Origin of the sequence: Thermus sp. NMX2.A1 (assembly GCF_000511705.1) — a bacterium.
Lineage (GTDB): Bacteria > Deinococcota > Deinococci > Deinococcales > Thermaceae > Thermus > Thermus scotoductus.
On sequence record NZ_ATNI01000054.1, the window covers coordinates 40,997 to 63,965 of the forward strand.

Below are 22,969 nucleotides of genomic sequence, written 5' to 3' on the forward strand. Positions count from 1 at the left end.
CTCCAGGTATCATGCCCCTATGCGGGGGCTTACCTCACAGGAGGCGCAAAAACGCTTGGTAGAATACGGCCCCAACGCCCTTCCGGAAAAACCCTCTGAACCCCTTTGGCAACGGTTCCTGCGCCAGTTTCAAAGCCCTCTCATCTACATCCTCCTCTTTGCCTTGGCGGTGGACCTGGGCCTTTGGCTCTATGAGGGAGCCCATGGGCTTCCCCTGGAGGCCTTGGCCATTCTGGCCATCCTGATCCTCAACGCTACCCTGGGTACCCTGCAGGAGAAGCGCTCCGAGGAGGCCCTTAGGCGTCTTAAAGCCCTGGCGGAGCCCATGGCCTGGGTCCTCCGAGATGGTCGCTTCCAGCACCTCCCCAGCCGGGAGATCGTGCCCGGGGATGTGGTGCGCCTGGAGGCAGGGGACCGCATACCGGCAGATGGGGTGCTCCTGGAGGCCAGCGGGGTCTTGGTGGATGAAAGCCTCCTTACCGGGGAAAGCGTTCCGGTGGAGAAGAGGGTAAGGGACGAGGTCTTTTCCGGCACCCTGTTGGTGCGGGGAAGGGCCTTAATGGAGGTAAGCCGTACCGGCCTAAGGAGCGCCATGGGCCGCATCGCCGGGCTTCTGGCAGAGATGGAAGAGGAAAAAACTCCGCTGGAGCGGCGCCTCGAGGCCTTTGGCCATAGGGTGGCCCGCTGGGTGATGGGGCTTGCCGCAGCCCTAGTGGCACTGGGTTTTCTGGCGGAGGGCTTTTCCGCCCAAGTCCTTCTCTTCGCCGTGGCCCTGGCGGTAGCGGCGGTGCCCGAGGGGCTTCCTGCCGTGCTCACCCTGGCCTTGGCCCTGGGGGTGGAGCGCATGGCCCGCCGCAAGGCGGTGGTGCGGCGCCTTGCTGCGGTGGAGGCCTTGGGGAGCGTTACCGTTATCGCCACCGACAAGACGGGTACCCTCACGGAAAACCGCATGGAGGTGCAAAAGGTGGTGGGGCCGGACCCCCAGAGGGCTCTTCTCGCCATGGTCCTCTGCAACGATGCCGATCTGGAAACCGGCGCAGGGGACCCCTTGGAACTGGGTCTTTTGCGCTATGCGGCCCGGCACCTGAATGTGCAGCAAGTGCGCCATGAACACCCCAGGCTCTCTGAAAGGCCCTTTGACAGCGCCTGGAAGTACATGCGGGTTACCACGCCCGAGGGAAGCTTCCTCAAAGGGGCTCCCGAGGCCCTTATCCCCCGCCTTGCCCTAAGCCCGGAGGACAAAGCTTCCCTTTTGGAACAGGCGGAGGCCTATGCAAAGGAGGGCTTCCGGGTGCTGGCCTTGGCCCATGGCGAGGGGGAGAGGGAAGAGGGGCTAAGCTTTTTGGGCTTCGTCCTCCTTCTGGATCCTCCACGTCCGGAGGTACCGGAGGCGGTGGCCAAGGTGTTGAAGGCAGGGGTCAGGGTGGTGATGGTCACGGGGGATCACCCGGCCACTGCCTTGGCCATCGCCCGCCAGGTGGGTATTCCTGCGGAAGTGGTGGCCACCGGGGACGAGATCGGGGAACTCTCCGACGAAGAGCTTCTAGAGGTGGATGTCTTCGCCAGGGTCAAGCCTGAGGATAAGCTCCGCATAGTAGAAGCTTTTCGGAAGGCAGGCGAGGTGGTGGCCATGACCGGGGACGGAATAAACGACGCCCCGGCCCTCAAGCGGGCGGACGTGGGGGTGGCTATGGGCCAACGGGGCTCGGATGTCTCCCGGGAGGTGGCGGACCTGGTTCTCATGGATGATAACTTCGCCACCATCGTGGCGGCCATTGAAGAGGGGCGGAGCATCTACGAGAACATCCAGAAGTTCATTCGCTTCCTCTTCTCCACTAACCTCTCTGAGGTCTTGGTGGTGGCCTTGGGCATGGTGTTTGCCGCTCTCCTCAACCTCAGGGACGAGGCTGGGTACCTGCTTCTTCCCCTCACCGCGGTGCAGATTCTCTGGATCAACCTGGTGACCGATGGCCTTCCCGCCCTTGCCTTGGCCCTGGACCGTAATCCCGGGGTATTGGAGCGGCCGCCCAGGCCCAAGGACAGCCCCCTTTTGGACGCTCCCTCCTTGCGGTTCATCCTCCTCACGGGAACCATCAAGGCCGCCTTTGCCTTGTCGCTCTTGGCCCTTCTGCCGGGATGGGGGCGGATCCAAGCCCCTTTGGGTGCCGCCGAGGTGGCGCGTACCGCCACTTTCCACTTCATGACCCTGGGCCAGCTCTTCTTCGCTTACGCTGCTCGGCACACCCACCTGATGCCCCTGCCCAACCCGTATTTGCACGGGGCTGTGGCTTTGGGCATCGTCATTCAGCTCCTGCTGGGCACCCTGGCCCCGGGAGTTTTGGAAGCCGTTCCGGTGCCCGCATGGATCTGGGGGCTGGCCTTGGGTATGGCTCTCCTTGCCTGGCTCATGGCTGAAGGAATAGACCGGTTAGTATGGCGGAAGGAGGTTAAGAGATGAAGGCCAAGGACGCCATGACCAGCCCAGTGGTGAGTGTGCTTCCGGATACCTCCCTGGCGGAGGTGGCCCAGCTGATGTTGGGGAAAGGAATCGGGAGCGTGCTGGTGGTGGACAAAGAGGGCCGCTTGGTGGGCATTGTGACGGAAAGCGATTTCCTTAAGGAACGGGGCGTGCCCTTTTCCACCTTTCGGGCCCCCATGCTTCTGGGTCGCTTCCTGGGTTCTGACGGCCTGGAAGCAGTTTTGGCGGAGGCCAAGAGTACCCGGATAGAGGAGATCATGAGCAGCCCGGTGCACGCCGTGGGGCCGGAGGAACCGCTTTCCCGCGTCTTGGAGCTCATGCTGGCCTACGACATCAACCACGTTCCCGTGGTGGATGGGGAGGGTAAGCCTCTGGGGATCATCACCCGGTTTGACCTGCTCCGCCTGCTTCAGTCCCAGCTATGACCTGGCTGGCCTTCTTGGCGGTGGCCTTGGTCATCCTCCTGGCTGGGCGGCAGGTGGCCTTTTACGGGGATGTGCTATCGGAAAAGACCGGCCTCGGCCGCACCTTTATGGGGCTTTTCCTGGTGGGTATCACCACCAGCCTCCCCGAACTCTTCAACGTCACCAGCGCTGCCCTTCAGGGCCTCCCCGATATCGCCGTGGGGAACCTCCTTGGGGCCAGCATGGTCAACTTTCTTCTGCTCACGGTGCTGGATGCCGTCCATCCCCGTCCCCTCACCGTCCGGGCCAGCCAGGGGCACGCCTTGAGCCTGGGACTCGTGGTCCTCCTGTTGGCGGTGGCAGGGCTTGGCCTTTTGGCAGAGCGGGGTCTGGGGCGAGTCGGATGGTTTGCCCTGGGGCTTTTTCCCCTGTACCTTTTGGCCCTGTGGCTTTCCTTTCGCTACGCCAGGCGTTTCCCCCACGATGAGGTCCTCGAGGAGGAGGCCTACGCCCAAATTCCTTTGAGAAGTGCCTTGGGGCGCTACCTCCTGGGGGCTGGGGTTTTGGTGGGGGCGGCGGTCTTGCTTCCGGATTTGGCCGAGGCCCTAGCCCGGGAAACCGGGCTGGGCCAGGCCTGGGTGGGCACCTTCTTGGTGGGGTTGGTCACCACCTTGCCTGAGGCCACGGTGACCCTGGCGGCTGCCCGCCTGGGGGCGGTGGACTTGGCCCTGGGCAACGTGGTGGGGAGCGTGATGTTTAACAGCTTTCTGCTCTCCTACGCGGATGTCCTGGCGCCTGGCCCGCTGCTGATCCAGGTGGGGGGAAGCCATCTGCTGAGCGTCCTGGTGCTTTTGGGTATGGCAGGGACGGTGCTCACCGGGCTCATGTACCAGAGCCTGAGAAAGCTATGGGTCCTGGCCTACGATTCCTGGGCCATCGTGGCCCTTTACCTGCTTGCGGCTTCGCTTCCGCTGGTGCGGTAGGGGACTACCAGGACCGGTTTGGAGCTTCTGCGGACCACCTCCTGGGCCACGCTACCCAAAAGCACGGCATCCAACCCCGTCCGTCCGTGGGTGGCCATCACCAAAAGATCGTGCTTTCCCGCCTCCTTAAGGATGGCCTCCGCCGCCCGCCCCTCGAGGAGATGGGCCTCAAATCCCACCCCGAGCTCCTCCGCCATGCGGGTGGCCCGGTCCAAGGCGGCCATGCCCTCTTTCCGCATGTCCTCCACCAGGGCCTGGTAGTAGGGAAGGGTTTCCGGGCCCAGGAAAAGCCTGGGCCCTACGGGCTCCAGCACGTAGAGAAAGGCCACCCGGGCCCCCAGGGCCTTGGCCAGGCGGAGCCCCTCCTTTACCCCAGCTTCGGCGGCCGGGCTTCCATCTGTGGGAAGAAGAAGGCTTCGGTACATGATTCACCCCTCGATGACCACGGGAAGGATCATGGGATCCCGGCCCGTGGCCTTCTTCAGGAACTTTTTCACCGGGAAGTAGATGTCGTCCCGGATGCGTTCCAGGGTCTTCTTCTCCCGCACCCCGTTTTGCAGGGCCTCGAGGGCCATGCGCTTCACCTCGCCCAAAAGCCGCTCCCCGGCCTTGACAAACCCCCGGGACACCACCTCCACCACCGGGTCCTGGCTCGCTAAGGCCGTGATGACCACGATTCCCTCCTCGGCCATGTGCTGGCGGTCGGCCAGGATCTCCTCGGTGATGTCCCCAACCCCCAGGCCGTCCACATAAAGGACCCCGGAGGGCACCTGGCCCACCTTCTCAAAGGTGTCCCGGGTTAGGCGGTAAATGGCCCCGTTCTCCCCGATAAGGGTTTTCTCCGGGGGACGGCTCATGGACTCCGCCAGCCACTTGAAGTTGGTCTGGTGGCGCACCTCCCCGTGCCAGGGGAGGAAGAAACGGGGGGTGGTGAGGTTCAGGATGAGCTTGAGCTCCTCTTGGGAGGCGTGCCCCGAGGCGTGAACCTTGTAGGTAGGGGGGTAGAGGACGTAAGCCCCCAGGGCGTAGAGCCGGTTGATGACCCGGTTCACCGCCTCCTCGTTGCCGGGGATGGGGCTGCTGGAGAGGATCACCGTGTCCCCGGGCTTGATGGCCATCTTGGCGTGGCCTTCAAAGGCCAGGCGGTGGAGGACGGACATGGGCTGCCCCTGGCTTCCCGTGGCCAGGATCAGCACCTGGTGGTCGGGGAGGTCCTTGACCTCCTCCAGGGTGTAGAGGCGGTCCTTCACCTTGAGGTAGCCCAGCTCCATGGCGATGCGGCTGAACCGCACCATGCTCCGCCCCTCCATGGCCACCTTGCGCCCATACTTCTCCGCCGCCCAGATCACCGCCTGGATGCGGTGGATGTGGCTGGCGAAGGTGGTGACGAAGACCCTGCCCGGGGCCCGGCCGATGACCCGGTCCAGTTCCTTGGCGATCTCCATCTCGCTCGGGGTGTAGCCGGGGCGCTCGGCGTTGGTGGAGTCGGCGATGAGGAGTAAGACCCCTTCCGCCCCCGCCTGGGCCACCTTGGCCAGGTGGGAGAGTTTACCGTCTATGGGGGTGGCGTCCAGCTTGAAGTCCCCGGTGTGCACGATGGTGCCGACGGGGGTGCGGATGACCAGCCCGGAGTTATCGGGGATGGAGTGGGTCATGCGGAAGAGGTCCAGGGTGAAGTAGCGCCCCACGCTGATGCGGTCATCGGGGGAGATCTCCTTGAGGTTGAAGCTCCCCGGCCTCAAACCGAACTCCTCCAGCTTCCCCTTTAGGAGGCCCAGGGTAAGCTTGGCCCCGTAGATGGGCACCTGGCTTTCCTTCCCGAAGACCATGGGGAGGATGAAGGGAAGCCCCCCGATGTGGTCCTCGTGTCCGTGGGTCAGGATCCAAGCCTTGATGAGGTGCCGGTTTTCGATGAGGTAGTCCACCCGGGGGATGAGGAGGTCCACCCCGGGCATGGCCTCGTCGGGGAAGGCAAGCCCCCCGTCCAGCACGAAAATCTCGTCCCGGAAGCGGAAGACGGTGATGTTCTTGCCGATCTCCCCCATCCCCCCTAGGGGAATGATCTCCACGTAGTCCTTACCCTCTCCAAGGCCTGGGGGAGCGGCGTCCGATGGCCTTCTGCGCCGTCTTTTCCTTGGCTTGCGTTCTTGGTTTTCCATAAACCTCCCATCTTCCCGGCCTGGCCGGGATCTTGCCCTAAGGAAAACCCCCCAGGGCTAGCTGCGCCGCCTGGGGGGGATCTTGCCCTCCAGCTCGGGCCGGATCAGGTCGATCTTGCCCCGCTCGTCGATGCGGTGCACCTTGACCTTGATCACGTCCCCCACCTTCAAGTGGTCCTCCACCCGCTCCACCCGGCCGGGGGCGATCTGGCTGATGTGAAGGAGCCCTTCGGTGCCGGGGAACAGGCTCACGAAGGCCCCAAAGGGGGTGATTTTGGTGACGGTGCCCTCGTAGATCTCGCCCACCTTGGCCTCCATGGTGAGCTCCTCGATGCGCTTCTTGGCCTTCTGGGCCGCCTCCATGTCGCTGGAGTAGATGCGCACCGTCCCGTCCTCCTCGATGTCCACCTCCACCCCAAGCTCCTCGAGGGCCCGCACGTTCTTCCCCCCGGGCCCGATGACGAGGCCGATCTTCTCCACCGGGACCTTCAGGGAGAGGATGCGGGGAGCGAAGGGCTTGAGCTCGGGGCGCGGGGCGGGAAGGACGCTTTCCATGAGGTCCAGGATCTTCATGCGGGCCTCACGGGCCTGCATGAGGGCTTCCTTCAGCACCTCCCGGGGAAGCCCACCCACCTTGTTGTCCATCTGCAAGGCGGTGACCCCCTTTCGGGTTCCCGCCACCTTGAAGTCCATGTCCCCCAGGGCATCCTCGAGCCCCAGGATGTCGGTGAGGATCACCGCCCGCTCCCCCTCCCACACAAGACCCATGGCCACCCCGGCCACCGGCGCCTTGAGGGGAACACCCGCGTCCATCAGGGCCAGGCATCCCGCACAGACCGTGGCCATGGAACTGCTGCCATTGGACTCCAGCACATCCCCCACCACCCGGATGGTGTAGGGGAAGGCCTCCTCGGGAGGCAGGACCGCCTTCAGGGCCCGCTTGGCCAGGTTGCCGTGGCCTATCTCCCGGCGGGAAACCCCCCTCAGGCGCTTAACCTCCCCGGTGGAGAAGGGGGGGAAGTTGTAGTGCACCAGGAACTTTTCCGTTTCGTCAATCCCCAGGTCGTCGATGATCTGCTCGTCCCGTCCCGTGCCCAGGGTGACGGTGCCCAGCACCTGGGTCTCCCCCCGGGTGAAGACGGCGGAGCCGTGGGTGCGGGGCAGGACGTCCACCTCGATCCAGATGGGCCGGAGGTCCTTGGGGGTGCGGCCATCCGCCCGCTTGCCTTCCTCCAGCACGAGGCGCCTGAGCTCTCTGCGCACCACCTCGTCAAAGGCGCTTTCGTAGAGGGGTTTCTTGCTCTCGTCCGGGGTGCCGTCCTCCAGCTTGGGCAGGGCCTCGGCCACCAGGGCCTCGGCGAAGGCCTCGAGGGCCCGGCTCCTCTCCCCCTTGCTGGCGGTTTGGAGCACAGCGGAAAGCCCCCGCTCCACGGCCAAGCGGTAGAACGCTTCCTTCTCCTCCTCGCTGAGGGTCTCCGGTGGGGTCCAGGCCATCTTGGGCTTGCCCAAGGCCTTGGCCATCTCCTCCTGCAGGTCCAGGATGGGCTGCATCTCCCGGTGGGCGAACTCCAGGGCCTGGACCAGGGTTTCCTCATCTACCTCCTGGGCCCCGGCCTCCACCATAAGGATGGCGTCCCGGCTTCCCGCCACCACCAGGTCCAGGGCGCTTTCCTCCAGCTCCTGCAGGGTGGGGTTCAGGACGAACTGCCCCCCAATGAGGCCCACCCGCACCGCGGCCACGGGGCCTTCCCAGGGAATGTCCGAAAGCATGAGGGCGGCGCTGGCCGCCGTGGGCCCCAGGATGTCCGGGGGGTTCTTCTGGTCGGCGGAGAGCACGGTGACGATCACCTGTACCTCGTGCCGGAACCCCTTGGGGAAGAGGGGGCGGATGGGCCGGTCCGTCATGCGGGCGGAGAGAATGGCCTTTTCCCCGGGCCGCCCTTCCCGGCGCATGAAGCTTCCCGGGATTTTGCCCACGGCGTAGTGCCGCTCCTCAAACTCCACGGTGAGGGGGAGGAAGTCCGCCTCTATGGGCTCCTCGGAGGCCTGGGCGGTGGCCAGGACCACGGTGTCGCCGTAGCGCACCAGGACCGAGCCCGAGGCCTGTTTGGCGTATTTCCCTGCCTCCAGCACCAGGGGGCGGCCAGCCACCTGGGTTTCGTACCTATGGGCCTGTGGGGTGTTGGGTGTGGCTTCCGGCATAGTTTCCTCAAGCGAAAGGCGGAGCCCTAAGGCCCCGCCCCCGACCTGGTTACCAGTTTACTTCCTAAGGCCCAGTTTCTCAACCAGGGCCTGGTAGCGCTCGGGGTCTTCCCGCTCCAGGTAGCGGAGAAGCCTGCGCCTCTGCCCCACCAGCATGAGAAGGCCGCGGTGGGAATGGTGGTCGTGCTTGTGGACCTTGAGGTGCTCGGAAAGCCGGTTGATGCGCAAGGTGAGTAAGGCCACCTGCACCTCAGTGCTCCCCGTATCCCCGGGGAAGCGGGCGAACTCCTCTATGACCTTTTGCTTTTCCTCTTTGCTGATGGGCATCTCTACCTCCGTCAGGGGGGAAGGCGCTTTTGGCCCCTTCCTCCTCGAGGCCCCGAAGGACCTCTATCAGGTTAGGGCCTGGCCCTCCTTCCGTCAAGCAGGAAAAGCAGGAGAGCCAAAAGGGCCAGACCCGCCCCCACGCTGAAGGCCAGCTCAGGCCCATAACTTTGCCAGAGAAAGCCGAAGATCAAGCTGGCCGGAAGGAGCAGAATCCCCACCACCGTGTGGTAAAGGCCGATGGCGGTGGCCTTGGCCTCCTGGGGTATGAGGGTGGCCAGATAGGCCCGGCTCGCCCCTTCAAAGGCCGCCGAGTACAGGGCGTAAAGAAGCAGGAGGGCCACGCCCCAAAACGCCGTCTCAGCCCAGGCGAAACCCAGGTAGACCGTGGCGTAAAGGGCAAATCCCAAGGCCACCACCCGCCTTAACCCCACCCGGTCCGCAAGGCCGCCCAGAGGGTAGGACAAAAGGGCATAAAGGAAGTTGTAGCCGGTGTAGGCCAGGGTGACTTGCTCCTGCGGGAGGCCTAGGTCCTTGAGCCGAAGGAGAAGGAAGGCATTGGAGGAAAGGGCCAGGGCAAAGATGCTGGAAACCAGGAGGAAGCGCCGGTAGGCGGCCGGTAGGGTCCTTAGGTAGCCTGACCGAAGGGATGGAAGGGAGTCCGTGGCCACCTTTACGCTTCTGGCTTCCCGGATCCAAAGGAGCGTGAGCACGGCCAGGAAGGCGGGAATGGCGGAAAGCCAAAACACCCCCCGCACCCCCACCTGGGGCAGGAGAAGGAAGGCCAGAAAGGGTCCCACGGTGGCCCCCAGGGTGTCCAGGCCCCGGTGAAGGCCGTAGGCCCGCCCCAGGGCGCTTTTGTCCACGCTTTCCGCCAGAAGGGCATCCCGGGGTGCGGTGCGCAGGCCTTTCCCGAGCCGGTCCAGGAAGCGGTAGAGGAGGACGTGCCAGGGACTCGAGGCCAGGGCCAGGATGGGTCTGAGAAAGGCGGGAAGGCCATAGCCCGCAAGCAGGAGGGGTTTCCTGCGGCCTACCCGATCCGAAATCCTTCCCCCCACCACCTTGAAGAGGCTGGCGGTGGCCTCGGCCACTCCCTCCACCAAACCGATGGCCCCGGCTCCTGCGCCCAGGCTGGCGAGGAATAGGGGCAAAAGGGGGTAGACCATCTCGCTGGCCACATCCATCAGGAAGCTGACCAGCCCTAAAAGGTAAACCAAGGGAGGAAGTTTCATGGACGATGGCGAAAGTAGAGCCAGAGCAAGAAAGGCTCAGGCAGAACCATGATGAGGGAAAGGGGGTCCAGGGGAGCGGGGGAGAGAAGGGCAGGACCCAACGGGGTGAAAAAGGGCAAGGGCAGGGTGCGGGTGACCAGGAAAAGCAGGAGAAACATCCCAGAAAGCCCCACCCCAACCTTCCATACCACGGGGGCGAAGGAAGGGTCCCTGTCCGGGTACATGAAGCGGAGGACCCAAAGGGCTAGAGCATAGGTTACCTTCAAGGCCAGGAGGACCAAAAAGAGCTGGCCGTAAAGGTAGTACTCGTTCACCAAGCCGTACATCACCGCCTCAGCTTCGGAAACCCCTAGGGCGCTTCCGCAAAGCCCCTGGCCCAGCTTATCCCCCAAGCCCAGTCCCAGAAATTGCAGGAAGAAGGGAAGGAGGGAGAGGCCCACCACCCAAGGGAGACTCCTACCAGGGATAAACCCCACGCCCATAGCCTTTTCCTTTGCGGGAAAAAGGTCAAGGGCCGGAAGTCTCCGGCCCTTGCGCCACCCATGATCTACCAGAGGCGCATCCCCGGCACCGGGTTCAGGTTGCTGAACAGCTGCACCAGGGTGGGGCCATAGGCCAGCACCACCAGGATCACCGCCACCAGGAACCAGAAGCCGATCCGGTCCATGGCCTGGACCAAGGGACGGTCCTCGGGGCCGGAGATGACCTCGGCGAAGGGCACCGGGGCCTCGGCCAGCTCTGCCTTGCGCTCCCGGCCCAGAAGGACGCTGAAGAGGCCGTAGATGAAAAGGAGGAGGGCCACCAGCAGGATGATGCCCGCCAGGATGTTGAAAACCATGGGCAGGGCGGCATGGGTGTACGCGTCTGGCACCTGGGAGATGTAAGCCCGCCTGGGTACGTTCAAGAGACCTTGCCAGTGAAGCCCCAGGGCCATGAGCATCATGCCGATGAACCAAAGCCAGACCACTGCCAGGCCGAGCCGCCTTTGCCCATCGGAGATGGGCTTACCCGTGAGGTTTGGGATGAGCCACCACAAGGAACCCATGCCCGTGAGGGTCACCAGGCTGGCCACCTGGAGGTGGAAATGGCCAGGGATCCAGGCTGTGTTGTGGACCACGTAGTCCAGGGTGAAACTGGCGTTGACGATACCCCCGGCTCCCCCCGGGATGAAACCCAGGAGGCCCAGCACAGGGGCCACAAAGGCGGGGTTATCCCAGGGCAGGGCCTTGATCCAGCCGAAGAGCCCCTTACCCCCCCGCATCCTGCCAGCAAACTCCAGGCTGGCGGCCACGGTGAAGGCGGTCATGAGACTGGGCACGGCCACGAAGAGGGTGAGGATGGAGTGGATCATCTTCCAGGTGGGGTCAATGCCGGGGTCGGCGAACTGATGGTGGAACCCCACCGGGGTGGAGAGGAGAAGGAAGAGCAGGAAGGCCAGACGGGCCATGGGATCGGATACCAGCTTGCCCCCTGCTTGCTTGGGAAGCACGGTGTAGATGATGGCGTAGGCCGGCATAAGCCAGAAGTAGACGATGGGGTGGCCCGTCCACCAGAAAAGGGTGCGGGCGATCAAGGGGTCAACGCCCTGGATAAGGCCAAAGGACCAGGGGAGGAGGAAAAGCACCGCCTCCAGCACCAGCCCGATGGAGGCGATGAACCACATGAGCCAGTACACCACGGCCATGTAGGTGACCAGGGGGGTCACCTGACCAGGATGCTGGGCCTTCCAGCGCCGCCAGAGGTCCAGGACAATATAGATGCTAACCCAGGTGGAGAGGACGAAGATGCTGGCCCCCAGGTAGAAGGCCCAGTGTCCTTTAAGGGGTGGGTAGAAGGTATAGAGGACCGTGGCCTCGTTGGCCAGAAGAGGCAGGGCAGCGATGACCAAGCCGATAAAGGCCATCCACCAGGAAAGCCACATGAGCCCCATGTTGGGCCGCAGGTTCAGCTCCCTGGCGGGCAGGTAGACCATGATGGCCTGGGCGAAAAGCTGGGTGAAGACAATGGCGTTGAGCACCCCGTGCAGGGTCAGGCCCTGGTAGTAAGACTGCACGAAGGGAAGAAGGCGCTTAAGAAGGGGATAGGCGTCCACGTTCCCGTAGTTCAGGGCCTGGAAGGGGCCAAAGAGGCTTCCAATAATCACGGCGATGAAGCCCAGGACCAAGAAGTAGAGGGTGGCCTTCTTCTCCGGATAGGCCTCGTAGATCCGGCTCAAATCAGAGGTACGCACCGCCATGGCTCACTCCTTCACCACGACCTTGCCGAACATGTTCTGGTGGCCTATGCCGCAGTACTGGTTGCAGATGATCCGGTATTCCCCGGCCTTTTTGAAGGTATACCGCACGGTGGACACCTCCCCGGGGAGAACCTCCACGTTGATGTTGGTGCCCTCCACATGGAAGCCGTGGATCACATCGCGGCTAGTAACCTTGAAGATGATCTCTGCCCCTTTGGGAACCTCAATGGGGTTAGGCTGATAGCTGTAGGCTAAGGCCAGGACATAGACCGTGTACTGATTGGGACCGGTCTGCACCACTGCCTGGGCGGGATCGGCCCACGGGCCTTTGTCTTGGACCTTGGTAGGATCCACCCGCTCCAGCTGCCCTGCAGGGATCACCCCGGCGGTGTGGGTGGCCAGGGTGTAGGCGATGAGGGCGATAAAGACCACCAGCATGACCAAGGAGAAGGCCAGCCATCCCTTCTCGTAAACCAGAATCGCTTTGTGGGCCTTGTGCTCATCCACCATACCCTACCCCCTGGAGAAGAAGACGGCGTATACCCCCAGCCAGAAGACGAGGATGGTGAGGGTAAGAACCACTATCACTCCCATTGCGCCGACCGGTTTTTCCTCCATACCCTTCCTCCCTTACGGCAGGTTGCCGTATACGGGGCCCATGTTAGCCCAAAGCTGAGAAAAGGGTGAAGTACATTTGTCCCTATATGAGAAGGACTGAGGCAATGGGGGCTCCTTTCAAGAAGATAGGGGCGAGGCCTGATGCCTCGCCCCTTGGGAAGGGAGATCCCTAAGTGCTTCCCACTCGGGCCAGCACCTGGCGGCTCACTTCCTTCAGGGTTTCAAAAACTCCTTTACCCTCTGTGGCCACGGCCTCGAAGACGGGAAAGCGCCCTTCGGGGTCCACCACCGCCTGGATCATCTCCACGGGAAGGGCGTCGGGTAGGTCCCGTTTGTTTACCTGGAGCACCACGGGGATGTCCTCCACCTTGAGCCCGTATTCCGCCAGGTTCTCCCGCATGTTGCGCATGCTCTCGGCGTTGGCCCGGAGACGGTTGGGGGCGGAATCCGCCACGAAAACGATGCCGTCCACACCCCTCAGGATCAGCTTGCGGCTGGCGTTGTAGAAGACCTGCCCCGGCACGGTGTAAAGATGGAAGCGGGTCTTGAAACCCTTGACCTCACCCAGGTCCAGGGGAAGAAAGTCAAAGAAAAGGGTGCGCTCGTCCTCGGTGGCCAGGGAAACCATCTCCCCTTTACGGCCTTCGGGGATGCGGCTGTATATCCACTTGAGATTGGTGGTTTTCCCGGAGAGCCCCGGGCCATAGTAGACGATTTTGAAGTTGATCTCGCGGTTAGCGAAGTTGATGGTGCTCATGCTAGTTGCCGAAGAGTTCGTCCAGCAGGGCTTTGGCCTCCTCGCGGTACTGGGTGTCCAGGTTCAGCTTGGGTGGGTTGGCCAGGGCTTCCTCGGCCAGGCGGGCCAGCGTTTCCGCCGCCCGCTTCCCGTGGAGCTTGATCTTGCCCAGGGGGGCGTTCTCGTCAAAGACCAGGACCAGGAGGGCCGCCTCGCCGGCTTCGTCCACATAGAGCCCCATGTGTTCCCCTTGGTGCACCACCTCTTGGAAGCGTGCCTCTCCCAGCAGCTTGGCCAGGGCCTGGGTGGCGGCGGCGTTTCCCGCTACCAGGGTGGCCAGGGAGTCCAGGGGCGGGGGCTTGGGGGCCCAGAGGGCCTCCTTGTGGGCCAGGACGAATCCCTTGCGGTCAATGAAGAGGGCATAGCGGGCCCCGGTTTCCTGCAGGGTTTCCTGCAGCACGTCCATGGCCCGCTGGTACAGGGTCCCGTAGAGGACCAGGGAAGGTTCCACCATAGTATGCTCAGTCTACCATGAGGTCGTTTCTGGAAGAGGCCAGGGTGCTTTTGGAGGAGCTGGTGGCCTTGCCCACGGTGAGCGCGGAGGGAAGGGCCCTCGAGGAGGGTGCGGCCAAGGTGGCCGAGGTGCTTCAGGACCTGGGCCTTAAGGCAGAGCTCCATCGGGGTTATGGGCCCCCGGTGGTCTACGCCGAGGGGGGTGAGGGGGAAAGGGTCCTTTTGTTTTACAACCACTACGATGTTCAGCCCCCCGATCCCTTGGAGTTATGGGAAACCGAGCCCTTTCGCCTGGTGGAACGGGACGGCCTCTGGTATGGCCGGGGTACCCACGACGACAAGGGGGAGCTGGTGGCCAGGGTTATGGCCCTGCGCTTATTCCAGGAAAAGCACGGCTTTCTTCCCCGGGTGAAGTTCGTGGTGGAGGGGGAGGAGGAGGTGGGAAGCCCCCATCTTGCGGACTACGTCCGGGATAAAAAGGACCTCCTGAAGTCCGGGGCCATCGTCTGGGAGGCAGGGGGGGTGGACGCCAAGGGGCGCCCCTACCTGTATGCCGGCCTTAAGGGCATCGTGGCCCTCGAGCTTCGGGTGCGCACCGCTGCCTTTGACCTGCATTCCTCCTACGGGGCGGTGGTGGAAAACCCCATTTACCGCTTGAGCCGGGCCATCGCCAGCCTGCGGGATGAGGAGGGAAGGGTCCTCATCCCGGGTTTTTACGACCGGGTCCGCCCCCTTTCGCCCAAGGAGATGGAGGTGCTAGCGGAGATTCCCGATGAGTCGGAGGCGCTGAAGGAAGCCTTGGGCGTGCGGGACTTCCTGGGCGGGGCCAGGAACCTGGAATTCCACCAGCGCCTTTATGCGGAGCCCTGCGTCAACGTAAACGGCTTCCACTCGGGCTATGGGGGCCCAGGTTCCAAGACCGTGCTGCCGGCGGAGGCCTTTGCCAAGCTGGACTTCCGCCTGGTACCCGACCAGGATCCGGAGGAGATCCCAGAGCTTTTGAGGCGGCACCTCGAGGCCCAGGGCTTCCACGACGTGGAGGTGGTGGTCCTGGAGAAGGGAGAGCACCCGGCACGCTCGGATCTTTCGCATCCCTTTGTGGGCCTTGCCCAGAGGGCGTTAGAGGAAGCCTTTGGGGCGAAGGCGGTGCTTTACCCCAACATGGCGGGGTCCGGTCCCATGCATCCTTTTCTGCACCACCTGGGAGCCCCGGCGGTGGGATTGGGGGTGGGGTATCCGGGAAGCCGGGTGCATAGCCCCAACGAGCACATCCGCATCCGGGATTTTGAGCGGGGCACCCTGGCCCTTCTCCGGCTTCTTGAGCTTTACTTTCTCGGAAGCTAGCGCCATCTGCTAGGCTCTTAGGGGTATGCGTCTTTTCTTTGGCGAGCGCGATACCCCTTACCAGGAGGCCCGGGTGGTGGTCCTGCCCGTGCCCTACGACCTTTCCCTCTCCTTCTTGCCGGGGGCGAGGCGGGGCCCTGAGGCCATCTTGCTGGCCAGCCGGGAGCTGGAGCCTTTTCTCTTGGAGATCGAGGTGGCCCCGGAGGAGGTGGGCATCCATGCGGCGGAGCCGGTGCCCTGGGTGGCGGGAAACGCCGAGGAAAGCCACGCTCTGATCCGGGAAGCCGCCCTCACCCACCTTCGGGCGGGCAAGTTCCTGGTGGCCCTGGGGGGGGACCATTCCATCACCCACCCCCTGGTCCAGGCCCACCGGGAGGCCTTGGGGGCGTTTTCCCTTCTCCACATCGATGCCCATGCCGACCTTTACCCCGAGTGGCAAGGCTCGATGTACTCCCATGCCTCGCCCTTTTACCGCTTGCTGGGGGAGGGTTTCCCCTTGGTCCAGGTGGGGATCCGGGCCATGGATCAGGATTCCCTGGCCTTGGCCAGGACGAAGGGGGTGGCCCTATTCCCCGCTCACCGCCTGCACCGGGAGGGCCTTCCGTTAAGGGAGATCCTCGATGCCTTGGGGGAGAGGGTGTACATCAGCCTGGACTTTGACGCCCTGGATCCCAGCGTTATGCCCAGCGTGGGCACTCCCTTACCCGGGGGGCTTTCCTACCGCCAGGTGGTGGACCTCCTGGAGGCGGTCTTCCGAGAAAAGGAAGTGGTGGGCATGGACTTCGTGGAGCTTTCTCCCAACGGCCAGTTCCACGCGGAGATGACCGCGGCCCAGCTGGTCTATCACGCCATCGGCCTGAAGGGCCTCCAGGCAGGGTGGCTCGAGGCCAGGGGCCTGTAGGCCACATTTCCTTCCCCCGCTTGCCCGTAGCCTGGGAAGAGGATGCCCTGGCTCTTGGGCGTGCTCCTCCTGGGGGTGGGCCTGGCCCAGCCCCTCACCCTGCCCGACCTCTGGGAGAGGGCTTATGGGGAAGGGGGGTTCCGGGTGGAACGGGTCTTGGAGAGGAACCCCCGTTTCACCCGGGTGCTTTTCTCCCATCTTTCCGATGGGCTTCGGGTGTACGGGTTTGCCAACCTGCCTTTGGGCCAGGGTCCCTTTCCCGTAGTGGTGGTGCTCCACGGGTATGTGGAGCCGAGCCGCTACCAAACCCTGGCCTACACCGCTCCCTACGCCGACTTTCTGGCGGAGGCAGGGTACCTGGTCCTCCACCCCAACTACCGGGGCCATCCCCCCTCGGAGGGGAGGCCCGCCATGGGCCTGCGCCACGCCTACGCGGTGGATGTGCTGAATCTATTGGCCGAGGTGCGCAAGGGCGTCCTGCCCCAGGCGGATGGGAGGCGCATCGGCCTCTTCGGCCACTCCATGGGTGGGGGGATTGCCCAGGTGGTGGCCCTGGTGGATCCCCGCCTGAAGGGTGTGGTGCTTTACGGGAGCATGAGCGGGGACGAGAGGCGGAATCTGGAGCGGATCCGCTACTGGTCGGGGGGTACTCGAGGCCAGGAGCTTCTCACCCTTCCTGCCAAAACCCTGGCGGAGGCTTCCGCCTGGACCTACCTGGAGAGGGTTGCCGTGCCCTTCAGCGTCCACCATGGCATCCAGGACGCCCAGGTGCCCCCGGAGTGGTCATGGGAGCTTTGCCGAAGGCTTAAGTCCTTGGGGAAGCCAGTGGAGTGCTTCAGCTACCCGGCGGGCCACCTCTTCCGCGGTCCGGTGGACCAGGCGTTCCGCCAGAGGGTTCTGGCCTTTTTCGGACGGGTCTTGCGGTAACCTTGGGCCATGCAGGCCTTCTTTGAGAACCTCGAGGCCCTCTTCTTTGCCCTTGCCTTCGGGAGTGTGGTCTTTGGCCTTCTAGCCCGCCTGCTGGGGGTGCGGCGCACCTGGCCCTTCTTCCTGCTGGCTGCCCTTTGGCTGGTCCTTGGCCTCCTCCTTCGGTTAGAATAGCCCTTCGTGGCCAAGCGCGTGGTTTCCGTGTCCCTGGGGGCTAGCCGCCGGGACTCCGTGGTCCAGGTGGAGCTCCTCGGGGAGGAAGTGGTGTTGGAAAGGCGGGGCACGGATGGCGACTTCCAGAAAGCCTTGCGCCTCATTGCTGAGCTGGATGGGAAGGTGGACGCCATCGGCCTCGGGGGCATTGACCTTTACCTTTGGGCAGGGGGGCGGCGCTACACCATCCGGGATGCCAAAAGGCTAAAGGAGGCGGCCCGTAAAACCCCGGTGGTGGATGGCTCGGGCCTCAAGCACACCTTGGAGCGCCGGGCAGTGGCCCAGCTGGCGGGGCTGATAGACTGGAAAAGTACCAAGGTGCTTCTACCCTCCGCCGTGGACCGCTTCGGCTTGGCCGAGGCCCTGCACGAGGCCGGGGCCAAGGTTCTTTACGGGGACTTCATCTTTGCCCTGGGTTTACCCATACCCCTTTACTCCCTCTCCTTCCTGCAGAAACTGGCCTTCGTCCTCCTCCCGGTCCTTACCCAGCTTCCCTTCCAGCTTCTTTACCCCACAGGGGAAAAGCAGGAGAAGCGGGCGGTGGACTGGCGAAGCCGCTACTACACCTGGGCGGACCTGGTGGCGGGGGACTGGCACTACATCAAGCGGCACATGCCCGACGAGATGCGGGGGAAGATGGTGCTCACCAACACCACCACGGAGGAGGACGTGGCCTTCTTGCGGGAGAGGGGGGTGAAACGCCTCATCACCACCACCCCCCGCTTGAACGGGCGAAGCTTTGGCACCAACGTCATGGAGGCCCTTTTGGTGGCCCTGGCCGGGCGGGAGCTTGGGGAAGAGGAGTACCTCCGGTATATTGACCTCTTAGGGCTTAGGCCCCAGGTCCTGGACCTACAGGAGGAAGCATGATCAGCGTGACCGACCTTAGACCCGGAACCAAGGTGAAGATGGAGGGCGGCCTTTGGGAGTGCGTGGAGTACCAGCACCAGAAGATTGGCCGCGGGGGGGCCAAGGTGGTGGCCAAGTTCAAGAACCTGGAAACGGGGGCCACCATCGAGCGCACCTTCAACTCCGGGGAGAAGCTGGAAGACATCTACGTGGAAACCCGGGAGCTCCAGTACCTGTACCAGGAGGGGGACGACCTGGTCTTCATGGACCTGGAGACCTACGAGCAGTTCCACCTGCCCAAGGATCAGGTGGAGGCTGCCCGGTTTCTCAAGGAGGGCATGACCGTTCTGGGGGATATGTACGAGGGGCGACCCCTGAAGATTACCCCGCCCACCGTGGTGGAACTCAAGGTGGTGGACACGCCCCCGGGGGTGCGGGGGGATACGGTCTCCGGCGGGAGCAAACCCGCCACCTTGGAAACGGGAGCGGTGGTGCAGGTGCCCCTTTTTGTGGAGCCCGGCGAGGTCATCAAGGTGGATACCCGCACGGGCCAGTACGTGGGCCGGGCCTAGGCCAGGATAAGGGGCCTGGGGGAATCCCAGGTCCCTCTTGCCTCCGGCATATTTTGACCGGGTACAAAAGCCGTTTCGTGGGCACATGGGGTAAGCTTTATGCCGCGAGGTGTACCCATGACGCCCAAGGAGCTGAAACAGATCCTGCAGGCCCTGGTGGAGCACGGGGTGAGCGAGCTTACCCTGGAAACCCCTGATTACAAGCTGACCGTGCGCCGAGGAGGCGAGGTGCAGGTGGTGGCCTTGCCGCAAGCGGTAACTGCCCCTGCGGCCTCGCCTCCCTCCCTGCCCACCCCCACTGCTCCTGGTGCCCCAGCCCCTGCGGATTTGGCTCCGGCAGCCGGAGCCCCGGGCCTCGAGGCCCAGGAGGCCAAGGGAGCCAAGGAGGCCAAGGACGAGTGTGCGGGTTGCGTGGAGGTGAGGGCCCCCATCGTGGGTACCTTCTACCGGGCACCGGCCCCGGATGCTCCCCCTTACGTGGAGGAAGGGGACCGGGTGGAAAAGGGACAGGTGCTCTGCATCATCGAGGCGATGAAGCTCATGAACGAGATTGAGTCGGAGGTTTCCGGGATCGTCAAGAAGATCCTGGTGAAAAACGGGGAACCCGTGGAGTACGGGCAGCCCCTCTTCCTGATCCAGCCGCTATGAAGAAGGTCTTAATCGCCAACCGGGGCGAGATCGCCTTGAGGATTATCCGGGCCGCCAAGGAGTTAGGGATCAAGACCGTGGTGGCCCACTCCACCGCCGACGAGAAGAGCCTTCCCGTGCTCCTGGCGGACGAGGCCATCTGCATCGGACCTCCTCCTTCCGGGCAGAGCTACCTGAACATCCCCAACCTGCTTTCCGCGGCCATCGTGACCGGGGCCGACGCCATCCATCCCGGTTACGGCTTCCTGGCGGAGAACGCCACCTTTGCCGAGATGTGCCGGGACCACGGCATCACCTTCATCGGTCCCACCCCGGAGAACATGCGGGCCCTTGGGGACAAGGCCACCGCCAGGAAGGTGGCGCGGGAGGCCGGGGTGCCCACGGTTCCGGGGACGGATGAGCTTACCAGCGTGGAGGAGGCCAAACGGGCAGCCCAGGAGATCGGCTATCCCGTGATCCTTAAGGCCTCCGCCGGGGGTGGGGGCAGGGGCATGCGGCTGGTGCACACCGAGGAGGAGCTGGAAAGGGCGGTCCAGCAGGCCCAGGAGGAGGCCCGGGCTGCCTTTGGCAACCCGGCCGTCTACCTGGAGAAGTATATCGAAGAGCCGAAGCACATTGAGATCCAGGTCCTGGGGGATGGGGAGAACGTCATCCACCTTTGGGAGCGGGACTGCTCCATCCAGCGCCGGCACCAGAAGCTCTTGGAGGAAGCCCCTAGCACCTTGCCTTGGGAAACCCGGAAGGCCATTGCCGAGGCAGCCGCCCGGCTTGCCCGGCACGTGGGGTACGTATCCGCGGGTACCCTGGAGTTCCTGGTGGATAAGGAGGGGAACTTCTACTTCATAGAGATGAACACCCGCATCCAGGTGGAGCACCCCGTGACCGAGATGATCACCGGCATTGACCTGGTTCAGGCCCAGTTCCGGATCGCCATGGGGGAGAAGCTTTGGCTCAAGCAGGAGGAGGTGGAGGTGCGGGGGCACGCCATAGAGGTGCGCGTCAACGCCGAGGATCCGGAGAAGGGCTTCAGGCCCTCCATTGGCAAGGTGGAAACCTTGCTTTTCCCCGGGGGGCCAGGGATCCGGGTGGACAGCCACCTCTATGCGGGCTACCAGATCCCGCCCCACTACGACAGCTTGATCGCCAAGATCATCGCCTGGGCTCCCACCCGGGAGGAGGCCATCAAGCGCATGGAAAGGGCGCTTTCCGAAACGGTGATCGAGGGGCCCGGACTCAAGACCACCATCCCCTTTCACCAGAAGGTGCTGCAAAACGCCTTCTTCCGCCGGGGGGCGGTCTACACCAACTTCGTGGCCCGGCGGATGGAGATGTAGACTGGGCGTGTGATGGTGGAGTACGAGATCAGCGACCATGCCCTCGAGGGGCTGGTGGCCCATGCCCTTTCCGACCTTCAGGGGGTGCGGCTCTTGGAAACCGCTCCCCGCTCCCTGGGGGAGGTTTTCCGCCGCATGAAGCCCATCAAGGTGGAGCGCACCCCCGAGGGGTTCACGGTGGACCTGGTGCTCTCCGTGGACTACGGGGTTTCCATTCCCGAGGCAGCCCAGGCGGTGCAAAAAGCCGTGGCGGAAGCCCTTTACCTGGCCACGGGGGAGAAGGTGCAGGCGGTGAACCTCACCATAGCCCAGGTGGAGTACCGGAAGGAGGCTCATGCTTAGGCGAGCCAGGGAACTGGCCATGCGGGCCTTGTTCGCCCATACCCAGGGGGGGGTGGGATCTGGAGGAGGCCTTCCGCCACGCCTTGGAGGAGATGGGGGGCGAGGAGGACTCCTATGGGGATTCCCTGGACCAGGAGGGCGTGGCCTTTGCCCGGCGCTTGCTGGAGGGATACAAGGCTCATGCGGAAGAGGTGGACCAGGTGCTACGGGATACGGTGGAGGGCTGGGACTTCGCCCAGATGTCCAAAACCGACCTCACGGTGTTGCGCCTGGCAGCCTACGAGATGCTCTACGAGCCCACTCCCTTCGCCCCCCTGATCGAGGTGGCGGTGAAGATCGCCAACCGCTACGGGGGAGAGCACTCGGGAGCGTTTGTCAACGGGGTGCTGGGCCGCTTGTACCGGCGGATCCAGGGGGGTGAGCTGAAGGCGGTGCCCAAGGAGGACTGAGATGACCCTTGCCCGTACCCTTTCCGGCCATGAGGTGGCGGAGACCGTGTATCGGGAGCTGAGGGAAACCCTTAGCTCCCTGCCCTTTGTACCCTCCCTCAGGGTGATCCGCCTGGGAGAGGATCCCGCCTCGGTGTCCTACGTGCGCCTTAAGGACAAAAGGGCCAGGGAGCTTGGACTTTTGAGCCAGGTGGAGGTGTTCCCCGCGGATACCCCGGAGGAAGCCCTTCTCGGGCGCATAGAGGCCCTTAACCAGGATCCGGAGGTGGACGGCATCCTGGTCCAGCTTCCCTTGCCCGCTCACATCCGCACGGAGCGGGTTTTGGAGGCCATCTCTCCCCTTAAGGATGTGGATGGCTTCCATCCCCTCAACGTGGGGAAGCTTTGGAGCGGGGGAGAGGGGCTTTTCCCCTGCACGCCCCTGGGTGTCGTCCGCCTGCTCAAGCATTACGGGGTGGAGCTAAGGGGCAAGGAGGTGGTGGTCCTGGGCCGGTCCAACATCGTGGGGAAGCCCCTGGCAGGCCTCCTCCTGCGGGAGGACGCCACGGTGACCGTGGCCCATTCCCGTACCCGGAACCTTCCCGAGGTGACCCGGCGGGCGGAGGTGCTGGTGGTGGCGGTGGGGCGGCCCCATCTGGTGCGAAAGGAGTGGGTGCGGCCCGGGGCCATCGTGGTGGACGTGGGGGTGAACCGGGTGGAGGGCAAGCTTCTTGGCGATGTTCACCCCGAGGTGGCCGAGGTGGCCTCCGCCCTCACCCCCGTGCCCGGGGGCGTGGGGCCCATGACCGTGGCCATGTTGATGGCCAATACCGTGAAGGCGGCGTTGCTTAGGCGGCATGGAGCTCCTCGCTAACCAGGTCTTTTGGACAGCCATCCTGGCCAACTTCCTGGCCCAGACCCTGAAGCTTTTCCTCTACTACCTGCTGGAGGGCCGGTTCCAATGGGAGCGTTTCCTGGAAACCGGGGGGATGCCCAGCTCCCACTCCGCCACCGTCAGCGCCTTGGCCATGGGGGTGGGCTTCCAGGAGGGTTTTGGCAGCACCTTGTTCGCCGTGGCTGCCATCTTCGCCCTCATCGTCATGTACGACGCCACGGGAATCCGCCGGGCGGCTGGCCTGCACGCCCAGCTCCTAAACCAGTTGGTTCAGGAGCTGCAACAGGTGCTCCAGAAAGGTCCTGCCCCTGAGCCCCTTAAGGAACTCTTGGGCCACACCTACCTCGAGGTCCTGGTGGGAGCCTTGCTGGGCGGCCTGGTGGCCTTCCTCAGCTTTCACCTTTTCCCGGCCGCGTAAAAGGCCAGGGTCTGTCCCAAGAGGAAGACGAGGAGCCCAAGCACGGGGGAGAGAAAGAAGGTGAAGAAGCCTGCGAACAAGGCCAGCACCAGGGGCAGGAGGGGCTTCTTGAAGCGGTGGAAGACCCAGAGGTTCAAAAGGCCGAAGAAAAGGAGGACGCCGAAGGCAACCGTTTCCACGGGGTTTTATTGTACGCCCTTGCCAGCTTGGCG

General features: G+C 63.9%; 26 protein-coding genes and 1 pseudogene. 15 read left to right on the forward strand and 12 right to left on the reverse strand.

Features of this window, described 5'->3' with window-relative positions:
- Nucleotides 1–19: 19 nt before the first annotated feature.
- The 3 genes from TNMX_RS05185 to TNMX_RS05195 are packed head-to-tail and all read left to right on the forward strand — an operon-like array spanning nt 20 to nt 3,866.
- A complete protein-coding gene (locus TNMX_RS05185; RefSeq protein ID WP_038030135.1) occupies nt 20–2,458 on the forward strand; it encodes a cation-transporting P-type ATPase in 2,439 nt (812 codons plus the stop codon).
- Nucleotides 2,455–2,904: a CBS domain-containing protein gene (locus tag TNMX_RS05190; RefSeq protein WP_038030137.1), complete on the forward strand. Its 450-nt coding sequence runs from the start codon at nt 2,455–2,457 to the stop codon at nt 2,902–2,904. The genes TNMX_RS05185 and TNMX_RS05190 overlap by 4 nt, the downstream gene beginning before the upstream one ends.
- Nucleotides 2,901–3,866: a sodium:calcium antiporter gene (locus TNMX_RS05195; protein ID WP_038030139.1), complete on the forward strand. Its 966-nt coding sequence runs from the start codon at nt 2,901–2,903 to the stop codon at nt 3,864–3,866. Before TNMX_RS05190 ends, TNMX_RS05195 begins: the two co-directional genes overlap by 4 nt.
- Here TNMX_RS05195 and TNMX_RS05200 read toward each other — a convergent pair.
- The 11 genes from TNMX_RS05200 to TNMX_RS05250 form a co-directional block, all read right to left on the reverse strand.
- A complete protein-coding gene (locus tag TNMX_RS05200) occupies nt 3,830–4,291 on the reverse strand; it encodes a universal stress protein (protein WP_038030141.1) in 462 nt (153 codons plus the stop codon). The genes TNMX_RS05195 and TNMX_RS05200 overlap by 37 nt on opposite strands.
- Before the next feature lie 3 nt (nt 4,292–4,294).
- Entirely contained in the window at nt 4,295–6,025 is a 1,731-nt protein-coding gene (locus TNMX_RS05205) for a ribonuclease J (protein ID WP_038030143.1), read from the reverse strand.
- Nucleotides 6,026–6,082: 57 nt separating this feature from the next.
- Nucleotides 6,083–8,227: a polyribonucleotide nucleotidyltransferase gene (pnp, locus tag TNMX_RS05210; protein WP_038030146.1), complete on the reverse strand. Its 2,145-nt coding sequence runs from the start codon at nt 8,225–8,227 to the stop codon at nt 6,083–6,085.
- Nucleotides 8,228–8,284: 57 nt separating this feature from the next.
- A complete protein-coding gene (gene rpsO / locus TNMX_RS05215) occupies nt 8,285–8,554 on the reverse strand; it encodes a 30S ribosomal protein S15 (RefSeq protein ID WP_038030148.1) in 270 nt (89 codons plus the stop codon).
- Nucleotides 8,555–8,625: 71 nt separating this feature from the next.
- Nucleotides 8,626–9,783 (reverse strand): MFS transporter, encoded by a 1,158-nt coding sequence (locus TNMX_RS05220; protein WP_038030150.1) that lies wholly within the window; start codon nt 9,781–9,783, stop codon nt 8,626–8,628.
- Nucleotides 9,780–10,265 carry a hypothetical protein gene (locus TNMX_RS05225; protein WP_126164725.1) on the reverse strand — a complete coding sequence of 162 codons (486 nt, stop codon included), beginning with the start codon at nt 10,263–10,265 and terminating at the stop codon, nt 9,780–9,782. Before TNMX_RS05225 ends, TNMX_RS05220 begins: the two co-directional genes overlap by 4 nt.
- Before the next feature lie 65 nt (nt 10,266–10,330).
- Nucleotides 10,331–12,019: a b(o/a)3-type cytochrome-c oxidase subunit 1 gene (locus TNMX_RS05230; protein ID WP_038030152.1), complete on the reverse strand. Its 1,689-nt coding sequence runs from the start codon at nt 12,017–12,019 to the stop codon at nt 10,331–10,333.
- Nucleotides 12,020–12,022: 3 nt separating this feature from the next.
- Nucleotides 12,023–12,529, reverse strand: coding sequence for a cupredoxin domain-containing protein (locus TNMX_RS05235; RefSeq protein WP_038030154.1), 507 nt, complete (start codon nt 12,527–12,529; stop codon nt 12,023–12,025).
- Nucleotides 12,530–12,532: 3 nt separating this feature from the next.
- Nucleotides 12,533–12,637, reverse strand: coding sequence for a cytochrome c oxidase subunit 2A (locus tag TNMX_RS05240; RefSeq protein ID WP_038030155.1), 105 nt, complete (start codon nt 12,635–12,637; stop codon nt 12,533–12,535).
- A 169-nt stretch (nt 12,638–12,806) separates the two neighbouring features.
- A complete protein-coding gene (locus TNMX_RS05245) occupies nt 12,807–13,394 on the reverse strand; it encodes an ATP/GTP-binding protein (protein ID WP_015716872.1) in 588 nt (195 codons plus the stop codon).
- Nucleotide 13,395: 1 nt separating this feature from the next.
- A complete protein-coding gene (locus TNMX_RS05250) occupies nt 13,396–13,887 on the reverse strand; it encodes a roadblock/LC7 domain-containing protein (RefSeq protein WP_038030157.1) in 492 nt (163 codons plus the stop codon).
- A gap of 17 nt (nt 13,888–13,904) precedes the next feature.
- Here TNMX_RS05250 and TNMX_RS05255 point away from each other — a divergent pair, with 17 nt between their 5' ends.
- The 12 genes and pseudogenes from TNMX_RS05255 (at nt 13,905) to TNMX_RS05305 (ending at nt 22,757) form a co-directional block, all read left to right on the forward strand.
- Complete coding sequence (locus tag TNMX_RS05255; protein WP_038030159.1) at nt 13,905–15,230, forward strand: M20/M25/M40 family metallo-hydrolase; 1,326 nt, start codon at nt 13,905–13,907, stop codon at nt 15,228–15,230.
- A gap of 25 nt (nt 15,231–15,255) precedes the next feature.
- On the forward strand, nt 15,256–16,131 hold the full coding sequence (gene speB, locus TNMX_RS05260; RefSeq protein ID WP_038030161.1) for an agmatinase: 876 nt from the start codon (nt 15,256–15,258) through the stop codon (nt 16,129–16,131).
- Between the two features lie 42 nt (nt 16,132–16,173).
- Nucleotides 16,174–17,058, forward strand: coding sequence for a S9 family peptidase (locus tag TNMX_RS05265; RefSeq protein WP_038030163.1), 885 nt, complete (start codon nt 16,174–16,176; stop codon nt 17,056–17,058).
- Nucleotides 17,059–17,067: 9 nt separating this feature from the next.
- Nucleotides 17,068–17,232: a hypothetical protein gene (locus tag TNMX_RS12995; RefSeq protein WP_172640108.1), complete on the forward strand. Its 165-nt coding sequence runs from the start codon at nt 17,068–17,070 to the stop codon at nt 17,230–17,232.
- A gap of 6 nt (nt 17,233–17,238) precedes the next feature.
- Nucleotides 17,239–18,141, forward strand: coding sequence for a hypothetical protein (locus TNMX_RS05270; protein WP_038030166.1), 903 nt, complete (start codon nt 17,239–17,241; stop codon nt 18,139–18,141).
- Nucleotides 18,138–18,692 (forward strand): elongation factor P, encoded by a 555-nt coding sequence (efp, locus tag TNMX_RS05275; RefSeq protein ID WP_015716879.1) that lies wholly within the window; start codon nt 18,138–18,140, stop codon nt 18,690–18,692. The genes TNMX_RS05270 and efp overlap by 4 nt, the downstream gene beginning before the upstream one ends.
- Before the next feature lie 117 nt (nt 18,693–18,809).
- The gene (gene accB, locus TNMX_RS05280) at nt 18,810–19,340 is read left to right on the forward strand and encodes an acetyl-CoA carboxylase biotin carboxyl carrier protein (RefSeq protein ID WP_038030168.1); all 531 of its coding nucleotides are present in this window, start codon (nt 18,810–18,812) and stop codon (nt 19,338–19,340) included.
- Nucleotides 19,337–20,674: an acetyl-CoA carboxylase biotin carboxylase subunit gene (accC, locus tag TNMX_RS05285; protein WP_038030170.1), complete on the forward strand. Its 1,338-nt coding sequence runs from the start codon at nt 19,337–19,339 to the stop codon at nt 20,672–20,674. The genes accB and accC overlap by 4 nt, the downstream gene beginning before the upstream one ends.
- Before the next feature lie 12 nt (nt 20,675–20,686).
- Entirely contained in the window at nt 20,687–21,016 is a 330-nt protein-coding gene (locus tag TNMX_RS05290; RefSeq protein ID WP_038030179.1) for an Asp23/Gls24 family envelope stress response protein, read from the forward strand.
- A pseudogene (gene nusB / locus TNMX_RS05295) lies at nt 21,009–21,465 on the forward strand (transcription antitermination factor NusB). Before TNMX_RS05290 ends, nusB begins: the two are co-directional and overlap by 8 nt.
- Nucleotide 21,466: 1 nt before the next feature.
- Nucleotides 21,467–22,318: a bifunctional 5,10-methylenetetrahydrofolate dehydrogenase/5,10-methenyltetrahydrofolate cyclohydrolase gene (locus tag TNMX_RS05300; RefSeq protein WP_038030181.1), complete on the forward strand. Its 852-nt coding sequence runs from the start codon at nt 21,467–21,469 to the stop codon at nt 22,316–22,318.
- The gene (locus TNMX_RS05305) at nt 22,302–22,757 is read left to right on the forward strand and encodes a divergent PAP2 family protein (RefSeq protein ID WP_038030183.1); all 456 of its coding nucleotides are present in this window, start codon (nt 22,302–22,304) and stop codon (nt 22,755–22,757) included. Before TNMX_RS05300 ends, TNMX_RS05305 begins: the two co-directional genes overlap by 17 nt.
- Here TNMX_RS05305 and TNMX_RS05310 read toward each other — a convergent pair.
- Entirely contained in the window at nt 22,736–22,936 is a 201-nt protein-coding gene (locus tag TNMX_RS05310; RefSeq protein ID WP_019550515.1) for a hypothetical protein, read from the reverse strand. The genes TNMX_RS05305 and TNMX_RS05310 overlap by 22 nt on opposite strands.
- Between the last annotated feature and the right edge of the window lie 33 nt (nt 22,937–22,969).